This is a genomic window from Pseudomonas sp. MS01C9, from assembly GCF_058202755.1.
The window spans coordinates 5,739,402-5,753,398 of record NZ_CM177073.1; the positions used below are offsets into that span (position 1 = coordinate 5,739,402).

Annotated in this window: 1 protein-coding gene; it reads left to right on the forward strand. The window is 66.6% G+C overall.

Annotation, left to right across the window (positions count from 1 at the left end; genetic code table 11):
• The first annotated feature begins 21 nt into the window (after positions 1-21).
• Positions 22-13,965 (forward strand): non-ribosomal peptide synthase/polyketide synthase, encoded by a 13,944-nt coding sequence (locus AC1M7R_RS25825; RefSeq protein WP_490610110.1) that lies wholly within the window; start codon positions 22-24, stop codon positions 13,963-13,965.
• Positions 13,966-13,997: the final 32 nt, after the last annotated feature.

The following is a 13,997-nucleotide window of genomic DNA, read 5'->3' on the forward strand; positions in this document are numbered from 1 at the left end:
TTTTTACGCAGGACGCTTTCAATGACCACCGAAAAAACCACCAGCAATCCGATCGAAGACATCTACCCACTGTCGCCGTTGCAACAGGGGATGCTGTTTCACTCCTTGCTGCATGAAGACTCCGGCGTCTACCTGATGCAGGATCGCTACCGCATCGGCGGGGCCATCGACGAAGTGGCGTTTCTCGAATCCTGGCGTCGGGTGGTAGCGCTGCACCCGTCCCTGCGTGCCAGCTTCCAATGGAAAAGCCAGAAGCAACCGGTGCAGGTGATCCACCGGGAGGTCAAGGTGCCGTTGGACACCCTCGACCTGCGCGGCCTGGCGCCCCACGAGCAGGAAGCGCGGATCCGCACACTGCTGGAGGACGAACAGAAAGTCGGCTTCAACCTGTCGAAGCCACCGCTGATCCGCTTCCGCCTGGTGCGCCTGGCCGACGAGTCCTACGAGTTCATTCGCAGCTTCCACCACATCCTGATGGATGCCTGGTGCATTTCCCTGGTGACCGTGGACTTCCTCAAGGTCTATGAAGCGCTGTGCAACGACCGCACGCCGGAACTCAAAAGCCCGCGGCCTTTTCGCGACTACATCCAATGGCTGCAGCGCCAGGATGCCGGCAAGGCCGAGCAGTTCTGGCGCGGCCAGCTGCAAGGTCTCAGTGCGCCCACGCCGCTGACCGTGGACAATGGCGTGAGCCGCGACCGCTACACCGATGCGGTGCTGGTGGACGATCAATTGATCCACCTGGACGAACAGCAAACCCAGGCGCTGGCCACTTTCTGCCGCCAGCGTCGCATCACTGCGAACACGTTCTTCCAAGGGGTCTGGTCGTTGCTGCTGTCGCGCTACAGCGGGCAACGGGACGTGGTGTTCGGCGTCACCGTGGCCGGTCGGCCCGCCGACCTGACCGGTGTGGCTGAAATGATCGGCCTGTTCATCAATACCTTGCCCCTGCGGGTTTCAGTGGACCCGGACGCTGCCCTCGGCAATTGGCTGCAAGCCTTGCAGGGGCTCAATGTCGACATGCGCGACTTCGAGCACACACCGCTGACCGACATCCAGGGCTGGAGCGATTTCCCTCGCGGCGAAACCCTGTTCGACAGCATCCTGGTGTTCGAGAACGCACCCATCGACGAGCAGATCCTCGAAGGGGGCTTCCAGTTCAGCCTCGAAGGCATGGACCACAGCGTGCACACCCACTACGGCCTGACCGTGGTGATCCTGCCCGGTGAACAGCTGGGTATCCGGGTGTCCTATGACCGTGAGCGCTTCGATGCCGCTACCGTGCAGCGCCTGTTGGGTCACATCGCCAGCCTGGTGCACAGCATGCTGGCCGCGCCCGACGCGCCCCTAGGCAGCTTCGAACTGCTCGCCCCACAAGAGCGCCAGCGACTGCTGGGCGAATGGGCGGTCAATCCCCATGAGTTCCCCCTGGATCAAAGCTACGCGCAACTGTTCGCCGCCCAGGTCGCCCAGCGAGGTGGGCAGGTGGCCGCGGTCTGCGCCGGTGAATCCCTGACCTACGCCGAGCTGGACCGGCTTTCCACCCGCCTGGCCCATGCCCTGCGCGCCGCCGGCGCCAGCGAGGGTGACCTGGTGGCGCTGCTGGCCCCTCGGGGCCTGGCGTTGTTGACCATGATGCTGGCGGTGTTCAAGGCCGGCGCGGCGATGCTGCCATTGGAAGTCAATCATCCGCCGGAGCGCCTGCGGGAAATCCTTGGCCTGTCCCGTGCCCCGTTCCTGATCGCCAGCGAAGGTTGCAGCGGCCTGCTCGATCAATTGCTCAGCGGCCTCGACCAGGCCCCCGAAGCCCTGTTCGCCCAAGCCTGCTGGGCATCCGGCAACGACGCGCCCTTGCCGGCCCTCGCCGGCCCGGACAGCCTGGCCTACGTGCTGTTCACCTCGGGCTCGACCGGTACGCCCAAGGGCGTGATGATCGAGCAACGGGGCATGCTCAATAATATCTTCGGCAAAGTGCCGGCCCTGGGGCTTGGCGCCGACGACCGGATTCCCCAGACCGCCTCGGTGGCCTTCGACATCTCGGTGTGGCAGTTCCTCGCCGCGCCAGTGCTCGGCGCTACCGTGCATATCCTTGCGGACGAAGTCGCCCACGACCCGCAGCGCCTGCTGCAGGTCCTGGCCGAGGAGCGCCTGAGCGTGCTGGAGATCGTTCCGAGCCTGATGCGCACCCTGCTCGCCCTGTGCCCGTGCGACCTGCAATTGCCCGAGCTGCGCTGGGTGTTGCCCACTGGCGAAGCCCTGCCACCGACCGTGGCCCGGGACTGGTTCGCGCGCTTTCCCGACATTGCCTTGATGAACGCCTACGGGCCGGCCGAATGCGCCGATGACGTGGCGTTCCAGGCCATTTTCGAAGCACCGGCGGCCGAGGTCAGCCACATGCCCATCGGCCGTCCGACGGCCAACAACCGCCTGTATGTGCTCGATGATTACCTGCGCCCGGTGCCGGTTGGCGTGGCCGGGGAAATCTGTGTCGGCGGCGTCGGCGTCGGCCGTGGCTACCTGCACGATCCACAGCGCACCGCGCAGGCGTTCATCGACCATCCGCAACTCGAAGGACGCCTGTATCGCACCGGTGACCTGGGACGCTGGCGTGCAGATGGCGTGATCGAATACCTCGGCCGCCGTGACCAGCAGGTAAAGCTGCGTGGGCACCGCATCGAACTGACCGAAATCGAACACCGTCTGGCGCAGCATGAAAACGTGCGCGAGGCCGCGGTCCTGCTGCGGGAAAATACCGTCGGCGAAGCCTGGCTGGTGGCGTACTGGTCGGCCCATGACCAGGCCCGGGGCAGCGACGGCCTGAGTGAACACCTGCGAGCGCAGCTGCCACCGTACATGGTGCCGGCCGCGTTCGTCTGCCTGGACAAACTGCCCCTGAACAATAACGGCAAGGTCGATCGCAAGGCCCTCGCCGCACGGGAACTGGACTGGCAGGGCGACACCCGGCAAAGCATCGCCCCGCGCAACGACCTGGAAAGCAGCGTGGCGAAGATCTGGGCCGAGGTGCTGGGTCGCGACACCGTGGGGGTGGAAGACAACTTCTTCACCCTTGGCGGGCATTCGTTGCTGGCGACCCAGATCGTGGCTCGCCTGCGTACCCATTTCAAACTCGACCTGCCGTTGCGTGTGCTGTTCGAGCATCCCACCGTGGCCCTGCTGGCCGTGGCCATCGCCACCCGCCAGGCCCAGGCCGCCGAACCGCAAGCCGCGCCCATCAGTGCCCCCAAGGCCCAGCCGCGTCCGGCGTTGCTGCCGTTGTCGTTCTCGCAGCAACGGCTGTGGTTCATCGAGCAACTGACACCGGGCACTACCCTGTTCAACATCCCGTTCGCCCTGCACCTTAAGGGTGAACTCGATGTCCAGGCGCTGCACGCCAGCCTGAACGACCTGCTGGCGCGCCACGAAATCCTGCGCACCGGCATCCACAGCGTCGACGGCGTGCCATGCCAGCGCATCAGCGCAACCCTGGACATCGCGTTGCCCTTCGAGGACCTGTCGGGCCTGACCGCCACCGCTCGGGCGGGTGCGCAATTCAATGCCCTGCAAGAGACCTTCGAACAGCCTTTCGACCTGGCCTGCCCGCCGTTGCTGCGCGCCCGCTTGCTGCGCCTGGCGCCGGATGAATATGTGCTGGGCATCGCCCTGCACCACATGGTCTCCGACGCCTGGTCGGCCACCATCGCCCTGCGCGAGCTGGCCCTGGGCTACGAAGCCCGCTGCAACGGTGCCGCCGCCGAGCTGCCGGCGCTGCCGGTGCAATACGCCGACTTCGCCCTCTGGCAGCGGGAGCATTTGCAGGGCGCCGAACTCAAGCGCCAACTGGACTACTGGACCGCCGCCCTGGATCGCCGCGACAGCGAAGGCAGCCCACTGCTGGCGCTGCCCACCGACCATCCGCGGCCATCGGTGCAGAGCTACCGCGCCGGGATCGTCCAGCGCGAACTCAGCGCCGACCTCAGCAAGCGAGTTCAGGCCTTTGCCAGTCGCCTCGGCACCACGCCATTCACCGTTCTGTTCGCTAGCTTCGCCGTACTGATGCACCGCTTGAGCGGCGACGCCACGGTGCTGGTCGGCACCCCGGTGACCCATCGTGAACAGCCGGGCACCGAAGGCCTGCTGGGTATTTTGCTGAACAACCTGGCGATCCGCGCCGACTTCGAGCCACAAGCGGACTTCACCGCCCTGGTCCAACAGGTGGCCGAGCGGCTGCGCCACGGCCTGCGGCACCAGGACCTGCCTTTCGAACAGCTGGTGGACAGCCTGCAACTGCCCCGCAGCCTCAGCCATGCACCGCTGTACCAGGTAATGGTCGCCCAGCAACTGGCCATGGAATCGCGCCTGCGCTTCCCCAGGCTGGCATTCGAGGCTCTGGACACCCCGCTGCGCCACTCCGAATGCGACCTGGACCTGCATGTGCTGTGTCCGGCCGATGCACCGATCCAGCTGGAACTGATGTTCGCCCTGGACCTGTTCGTGGCCGACAGCGCCCGCCAGACCCTGGCCCGCCTGGAGCATCTGCTGGAGCGGATGCTCGCCGAACCGCAACGTCCGGTGGCAGCGTTGCCGTTGCTGATGGCGGACGAATGGCAGCGCACCGTGGTCGAGTGGAACCGCACCGAAATGGAGGTGCCGCGCCACCTGACCTTCGCCCAACTGTTCGAACAACAGGCCGAGCGAACTCCGGAGCGTGACGCACTGACCTTCGCAGGACGCAGCCTGAGTTATGGCGAACTGAACCGCCGGGCCAACCAGGTGGCGCACTACCTGCGCGGGCGTGGCGTGGGCGCCAACAGCCCGGTGGCGCTGTGTGTCGAGCGCTCCCTGGAACTGCTGATCGGCCTGCTGGGCATCCTCAAGTCCGGGGGCGCCTATGTGCCGCTGGATCCGAGCTACCCGGCGGACCGCCTGGCCTACATGCTCGAAGACGCGCAGCCGACGTTGCTCCTCGGTCAGCACGGGCTGCTGGAACAACTGGGGGCCGGGCTGCCACGCGTTCATCTGGACAGCGACGCGGCCTTGTTCGCTCACCAGCCGGACAGCAACCCGGCGCCGCTTTCCGGCCCGCAAGACCTGGCCTACATCATGTACACCTCCGGCTCGACCGGTAAGCCCAAGGGCACCCTGGTTACCCAGGCCTCGGTGGTCAACCTGGCCTGGGCACGTATCCATGGCCTGTACCGGCGCTACACCGACCAGCCGATGCGTACCAGTTTCAACTACTCCTTCGCCTTCGACAGTTCGGTGGCCGAGCTGATCCTGCTGCTCGACGGCCATAGCCTGTACCTGACGCCGGAAGACGTGCGCTACGACCCCGAGGCGCTGGCGCAGTTCTTTCGCGAGACCCGCCTGGAGGCCTTCGAGTGCACCCCGGCACAGCTCAAGGCCTTGCTGGAAAGCGAAGGCGTGCGACGTGGCGAGGTGTACCTGCCCCGCTTCGTGCTGTTCGGTGGCGATGCCGTGGACACCCAGCTGTGGCAACGCCTGCCAGCGATTGCCGGCAGCCGCTTCTTCAACACCTACGGCCCCACCGAATGCACGGTGGACGCCACCGGTTGCGCGGTGGACGACTTCCCCCAGCGCCCGATCATCGGCCGCCCTATCGCCAACGTGCGCACCTACGTGCTCGATGCCTTCCTCAACCCGATGCCGGTGGGCGTCCCGGGGGAGCTGCACATCGGCGGTGCCGGCGTGACCCTGGGTTACCTCAACCGCGCCGAGCAGACCGCCAAGGTCTTCATCGAAGACCCGTTCTCGTCCCTGTCCGGTGCGCGGATGTACAAATCCGGCGACCTGGTGCGCTGGTTGCCCGATGGCCAGCTCGAATACCTCGGACGCATGGACCATCAGGTGAAGATCCGTGGCTTCCGCGTCGAACTGGGGGAAATCGAAACCCTGCTCGGTGCGCAACCAGGCGTGCGCCAGGCCGTGGTGCTGGCTCGCGAAGACGTGCCCGGCGACAAGCGCCTGGTGGCCTACGTCACTTGCGAACAGCAGGCCGATATCGATGCCTGGCGCAAGGCCATTGGCGCAGCCCTGCCCGACTACATGGTGCCCTCGGCCTTCGTGGTGCTCGATGAACTGCCGTTGACCGACAACGGCAAGCTCAACCGCAAGGCGTTGCCGGCGCCGGACATCCAGGCCGCGCCGGACGCGCTGGATCCGCCACGCGGCGGTGCCGAGCGGCAACTGGCGGCCCTGTGGTCCGAACTGCTGAAGGTGCCGGCGGCGCAGATCGGTCGCGACAGCCACTTTTTCTACCTTGGCGGCCACTCGCTGCTGGCGGCGACACTGTTCGCCCGCCTGCGCCAACAGTTCGCCACGGTACCGCCGCTGCGGGCCGTTTTCGAACACCCGACCCTCCAAGCCCTGGCCGCCTTGCTGGGCGATCCCCTGCAAGCGGCGACGGCCTTCGTCCCGGCGCCACGCCCGGCGCGCTTGCCGTTGTCGTTCGAGCAGCAGCGCCTGTGGTTCCTCGAACAACTGAGCGTCGGTGGCGGTGAATACAACGTGGTCAGCGCGGTGCAGCTGGACGGCGAACTCGATACCCAGGCCCTGCAGGTAGCCTTGAACAACGTGATCCAACGTCACGAGATCCTGCGCAGCCGCATCGTGCGCGACACCGACGGCGAGCTGATGCTGGTGGTCGATGGGCAGGTCGACGTCCCGCTGCAGGCAACGGTGCTGGAAGCTGCCTGCGACGCCGCCTGGCAGCAGTTGACCGACGATGCCCTGCGCCAAGCAACCGGACGTCCGTTCGATCTGGCCCGCGAAATCCCCGTGCGCGCCACCTTGATACAGCGCAGTGGCGGTGACCAGTCGCTGTTGTTGCTCACCGTGCATCATTGCGCAACCGACGATGCGTCCAGCCAGAACCTGCTGGATGAGCTGGGTCGCTTCTACGCCGCCCAATGCCAGGGCACCGCGACAGTACTGCCAGAGCTGGCCCTGCAATACCCGGACTATGCCCTCTGGCAACGCGAACCCGCCCAGCAGCGCCTGTTCAGCCAGCAACTGGAATACTGGCGCAACCAATTGGAGGATGGCGATTACCTGCTGGACCTGCCCACCGAGCAAGGTCGTCCCGACCACCTCGCGCCGGCCGCCGGTGCCGTCCAACTGCAACTGCCACCAGCGCTGGTAGCGCGTCTGCGGCTATTCGCCCAGCAACGCGGCGCCACCCTGTACATGCTGATGCTGAGTGCGGCACAACTGCTGCTGGGCCGCTACGCCAACCAGCGCGATGTGCGGGTCGGCAGTCCGGTGGCCCAGCGGCCGTTCGCCGAGCTGCAGCCTTTGATCGGTTGCTTCGTCAACACCGTGGTCATGCGCGCCGATCTCGATCCGAGCCTGGATTTCGAAGGCTTGCTGAGCCAGGTGCGCAACCGCGTACTGGACGCCCAGCAGCACCAGGACGTGCCGTTCGAGCAGGTCGTGGACCACCTCAAGCCTTCCCGCAGCCTCGGCCAGACGCCACTGTTCCAGGTGCTCTTCGCCATGCAGAACGCCGATGCCTGCGGCCGGCACTGGCCGCGACTGCACGTCAGCGAACGAGCGGTGACCGCCCAGGCCACCAAGTACGACCTGAACTGGGAAGTGCACGACGGCGAAGTGCTGTCGGTGTTGCTGGAATACCGTGCCGCATTGTTCAGCGAAACCACCGCCCGGCGTTGGTTGACGCAATGGCAGCAACTGCTGGAAGCCATGCTCGACGCGCCACAGACCCGTCTCGGGGAATGGACGCCGATGGCGGCAGCCGAGCGCCAACGCCAGTTGGTCGAATGGAACGCCACTGACCGCCACTACAGTGGCCCGACCAACCTGCACACGGCCCTGAGCCAGCAGGCAGCCCTGAGCCCCAACGCCCCGGCGCTGGTGTTCGAAGGCCAACGCCTGAGCTATGCCGAACTGGACCAGCGTGCCCAGGCCGTCGCCCGCGCCCTGCGCGCCGCCGGTATCGGCGCCGAGCACATCGTGCCGGTGTGCATGGAACGCTCGGTGGAAATGGTCGTGGCCTTGCTCGGCATCGTCCATGCCGGCGCCGCGTGGCTGCCGCTGGACCCGCAATTACCGGTCGCGCGCCTGGCCTTCCTGATCCAGGACGCCGATGCCAAGGTCACCCTGACCCAGGCGCAGTGGCTGGAGCGCCTGCCGGCCGGGCACCTGGCCTGGACCCTCGACGCCCTGCCCCAGGCCCCGGCGTTCGAACCCATCAGCGTCGCCGCCAATGACCTGGCCTACGTGCTCTACACCTCCGGTTCCACCGGCCAGCCAAAAGGCGTGATGAACGAACACGGCGCCTTGATGAACCGCCTGTACTGGATGCAGGACGCCTTCCCGATCGGCCCGAACGACCGGGTCCTGCAGAAGACCCCGTACAGCTTCGACGTGTCGGTATGGGAGTTCTTCTGGCCGCTGATCACCGGCGCCACCCTGGTGGTGGCCCGTCCGGACGGCCACCGTGACCCGGCCTACCTCAGCCAGTTGATCCAGCAGGAACAGGTCACCACGTTGCACTTCGTGCCGTCCATGCTGCGGGCGTTCGTCGAGGAACCGAGCCTGGTGAATTGCCACAGCCTGCGCCAGGTGTTCGCCAGCGGCGAAGCCTTGCCAGTGGACCTGGTGCGGCGCTTCATGGGCCAACACCCGGCCGCCCTGGTCAACCTATATGGCCCCACCGAAGCGGCCATCGACGTCTCGGTCTGGCGTTGCTCGGCGGACGACACAATCGTGCCGATCGGCAAGCCCATCGCCAACCTGCGCCTGTACATCCTCGACGAAGCCATGCAGCCATTGCCCATCGGCAGCATCGGCGAGCTGTACATCGGCGGCGTCGGCGTGGCCCGTGGCTATCTGAAACGCCCGGACCTGACCGAAGAACGCTTCCTCGCCAGCCCGTTCGTGGCCGGCGACCGCCTGTACCGCACCGGCGACCGCTGCCGTTTCCTGGCCGATGGAAACATCGAATACCTGGGACGTCTCGACCACCAGGTCAAGCTGCGGGGCCAACGCATCGAGCTGGGGGAAATCGACGCCGGACTGCTGGCGCAAGCGGGCGTTCGCGACGCCGCGACCTTGTTGCTGGACCAGCGCCTGGTGAGCTTCTGGTGCGGTGAGGCTGACGAAGCCACCCTGCGTGCCACCCTGGGCGAACGCCTGCCTTCGCACATGCAGCCGAGTCTTTTCGTGCAGCTCGACCGCCTGCCGCTCAACAGCAACGGCAAGCTGGACCGCAAGGCCCTGGCTGCCACGCCGCTGCCGCAAAGCCAGAGCGACCAGCCGCGCACCGCGCCGCGCAATGCCACTGAAACCGTGCTCTGCGAACTGTTCAGCGAGGTGCTGGACTGCTCTGTCGTCGGTATCGAGGACCACTTTTTCCAACTCGGCGGCCACTCCTTGCTGGCCACCCGTCTGGTCAGCCGGGTCCGTGAACGCCTGGGGGTGTCCCTGCCCTTGCCGCTGGTGTTCGCCCAGCCGACGGTGGCGGCCCTGGCCAGGCACTTGCGGGCGGCTCTGCCCGATGAATCGATCAGCGTACAACCGCGCCCGGCGCAACTGCCCCTGGGCCTGGCCCAACGCCGGTTCTGGATGCTCAGCCGACTGGTGCCGGAGTCCCGCGAATACCACATGCCATTCGCTCTGACCTTGCGCGGCGAACTGCAGGTCCAGGCCCTGCGCGCGGCATTCGAGCAGGTCAGCCAGCGCCACCTGGTGCTGCGCAGCCGGATCGTCGAGGTCCAGGGGGAGCCACAGTTGCTGATCGACCCGCAGGGTCCGGCACTCGCGGTCACCTCGGTGCCGACCCAGGACTGGACTTGGGCTTGCGCCAAGGCCCAGGACGAACTGATGGCACCGTTCGACCTGGCTGCCGCCGCGCCATGGCGCGCGCACCTGTTGCAGCGCCAGGACAGCGACGAGCACCGTCTGCTGGTCTGCCTGCATCACAGCGCCACCGATGGCTGGGCCATGCAATTGCTCATCGACGAGCTGACCCAGGCCTATGCCGCCGGGCTGAACGGACAGGCCCCCGCCTGGGCACCGCTGGAGATCGATTACGTCGACTTCGCCCTATGGCAGCAGCACCCGGACACCCAGGCACGGCGTAACAGCAGCCTGGAATACTGGAAAAACCATCTGGGCCAGGACAATTATCAACTGGACCTGCCCATCGATCATCCGCGCGGCGCCGAAGTCGACCGTCGTGCCCGGCAGGTAATCGTCAGCCTCGGTGCCGAACGGGCCGAAGCCATCCGCCGATTCGCCCGTCAACGGGGCACCACCACCTATGTGGTCCTGGCCACCGCCTTGAGTGCGCTGCTGGCGCGCTACAGCGGGCAACGCGAGATTCGCCTCGGCACGCCGGCGGACCAGCGTGACCAGGCGCAATCCCAGGCGCTGCTGGCCTGTCTGGTCAACACCCTGGTAATCCGTAGCGACGTCGAGCAGCGTGCGCCGGCCGAACGCTTGCTGACCAGCCTCGAAGCCGACCTGCGTGCGGCCCAGGCCCACGCCGACCTGCCTTTCGCCACCCTGGTCAGCACCGTTGCCCAGCATCGTGACCTGAACCGCACGCCGCTGTTCCAGGTACTGTTCTCTCTCAACTACGGTCGCGTGGACAGCCGTCAATGGCCGGGGCTGGAGGTGCAAGAGCAGACCCTGCCAGTGGTCGATGCCAAGTTCGAGCAAAGCTGGGAAGTCCAGGACGACGGCAGTGACATGACCCTGTCACTGGAGTACCAGGCGGCGTTGTTCGACGAAACGACAATGCAGCGCTGGAGCGCACAGTGGTGCGCTCTGCTCGATGCCTTGGTGGCGACGCCGCAGCGCACGTTGATCGAGCTGTTCCCGCAGCAGCAGGACCAGCCACGACTGGACCAGTGGAACGCCACCGACCGCCACTACAGCGGCCCGACCAACCTGCACACGGCCCTGAGCCAGCAGGCAGCCCTGAGCCCCAACGCCTCGGCGCTGGTGTTCGAAGGCCAACGCCTGAGCTATGCCGAACTGGACCAGCGCGCCCAGGCCGTCGCCCGCGCCCTGCGCGCCGTCGGCATCGGCGCCGAGCACATCGTGCCGGTGTGCATGGAGCGCTCGGTGGAAATGGTCGTGGCCTTGCTCGGCATCGTCCATGCCGGCGCCGCGTGGCTGCCGCTGGACCCGCAATTGCCGGCCGCGCGCCTGGCCTTCCTGATCCAGGACGCCGATGCCAAGGTCACCCTGACCCAGGCGCAGTGGCTGGAGCGCCTGCCGGCCGGGCACCTGGCCTGGACCCTCGACGCTCTGCCCCAGGCCCCGGCGTTCGAACCCATCAGCGTCGCCGCCAATGACCTGGCCTACGTGCTCTACACCTCCGGTTCCACCGGCCAGCCAAAAGGCGTGATGAACGAACACGGCGCCTTGATGAACCGCCTGTACTGGATGCAGGACGCCTTCCCGATCGGCCCGAACGACCGGGTCCTGCAGAAGACCCCGTACAGCTTCGACGTGTCGGTGTGGGAGTTCTTCTGGCCGCTGATCACCGGCGCCACCCTGGTGGTGGCCCGTCCGGACGGCCACCGTGACCCGGCTTACCTCAGCCAGTTGATCCAGCAGGAACAGGTCACCACGTTACACTTCGTGCCGTCCATGCTGCGGGCGTTCGTCGAGGAACCGAGCCTGGTGAATTGCCACAGCCTGCGCCAGGTGTTCGCCAGCGGCGAAGCCTTGCCAGTGGACCTGGTGCGGCGTTTCATGGGCCAGCACCCGGCAGCCCTGGTCAACCTGTATGGCCCCACCGAAGCGGCCATCGACGTCTCGGTCTGGCGTTGCTCGGCGGACGACACAATCGTGCCGATCGGCAAGCCCATCGCCAACCTGCGCCTGTACATCCTCGACGAAGCCATGCAGCCATTGCCCATCGGCAGCATCGGCGAGCTGTACATCGGCGGCGTCGGCGTGGCCCGTGGCTATCTGAAACGCCCGGACCTGACCGAAGAACGCTTCCTCGCCAGCCCGTTCGTGGCCGGCGACCGCCTGTACCGCACCGGCGACCGCTGCCGTTTCCTGGCCGATGGCAACATCGAATACCTGGGACGTCTCGACCATCAGGTCAAGCTGCGGGGCCAGCGCATCGAGCTGGGGGAAATCGATGCGGCCCTGCTGGACCTGCCGGCGATCACCGCTGCCTGCACCCTGGTCATCGACAACCGCCTGGTGGCGTTCTACAGCGGCAGCGCCGTGCAATCGGAACTGGACAACCTGTTGGCGGCCCAGTTGCCGGCGTACATGGTGCCTTCGGTATGGGTCGAAGTACCGGCCTTGCCGTTGAACAGCAACGGCAAGATAGACCGCAAGGCCCTGGCGGCGCTGCCCTTGCCGCAGACCCAGAAAGACTACGCGGCACCGCGCAATGACCTGGAGCGCCTGCTTTGCCAACTGTTCGGCGAACTGCTCGGCGAAACCCTGACCGGTGGACAGCAGGTCGGCACCTCGGACAGCTTCTTCGCCCTGGGCGGTGACTCGATCCTTGGCCTGAAACTGATCTCCCGCCTGCGCGAGCAGGGTTATGCCCTCACCCCGAGGGACCTGTTCCGCTCGCCGACCCCGGCGGCGCTGGCCCAGGTGACCACGGCCCTGCTGAGCCAGGCCGAACAGGGTGATGTGACCGGTACGATGCCGCTGATGCCGCTGCACCAGTGGTTCTTCGATCAACAGCAGCCCGAGGCCGGCCATTGGAACCAGTCGGTGCTGGCCGACAGCGAGCGACGTCTCGACGCGGCCGTGGTACAGGCCACCCTGGACCGACTGGTGGCCCACCATGACGCCCTGCGCCTGCGTTTCGCCCAGGTCGAGGGACAATGGCAAGCGCGCATCGCGCCCGTGGCACCTGCACGACTGACCTGCTGCGAACATCCCGAACAGCTGCTGGACGTGGCCCGCAGCCTCGACCTGCAGGACGGTCCGCTGTTTGCCGCCGCACTGCTGGAAGGCGCACCGCAACGCCTGTACCTGGTGGCCCATCACCTGGTGGTGGACGCGGTCTCCTGGACGCCGTTGCTGGAAGACTTCCAGCACCTGTACCCGGCCCTGGAACGCGGCGAAAACCCGACGTTGCCGGCCAAGACCACGTCCTACCGTCAATGGGCGGAGCGTTTGCAGGCCCATGCCATCAAGGTCAGCGCCGAACAGCGCTACTGGAGCACCCAGCCGGGAGCGAACCCGGCGCCTGTGGCCACCGTGGCCGAACGGCAGACCCTGTCAGCCCGCTGGGATGCCACTCGTACCCATCAATGGCTGACCGAGGCCCACGCGGCCTACCGCACGCAACCGGAAGAACTGTTGATCGCCGCCCTCGCCGCGACCCTGGCCGAGGTGGAAAGCCGCAGCGACATCGTGGTGGACCTGGAGCGCCATGGTCGGGATGCGCCATTCGACGGCCTGGACGTGAGCCGTACCGTCGGCTGGTTCACCACGCTGTACCCATTGCGGGTCAATGCCAGCGGCGCCCCGGGCGACCAGGTGCGTAACGCCAAGGAAGCCTTGCGCGCCGTGCCGGGCCAGGGCCTGGGTTACGGGCTGCTGCGCCAGCGGGGTCAATTGCCGGCCAGCAGCGGCGATGTACTGTTCAACTACCTGGGCCATGAGCAGACGCCCGAGGGCTGGTTGCGCCCCAGCAGCCTGACTCCGCCACCGGACGTGGCTCCCGCCAACCGGGTGACCCATGGCCGGGAAGTGGTGGCCTGGCTGGAGGAAGGCGTATTGCGCGTCGAGTGGCACAGCGTCACGCCAGCCATCGACCGCCAGTTGCCCGCTCGCCTGCTGGAACGTTTGCAGGTGTTGGTCGAGCACTGCCTCGATCCCCAGGCCGGTGCGCTGATGCCATCGGACTTCCCGCTGGCCAAGGCGCTGAACCAGAAATCCCTGGACAAGCTGCTGGGCAAGCTCAAGACCAAACCGAATTCCCAAAGCTAGCGAGCGATGCGGCCGCGGGGTCCTCGACCACC

Coding starts and splice junctions, on each gene's coding strand:
- AC1M7R_RS25825 (WP_490610110.1), top strand. CDS start 22: ATGACCACCGAAAAAACCACCAGCAATCCGATCGAAGACATCTACCCA.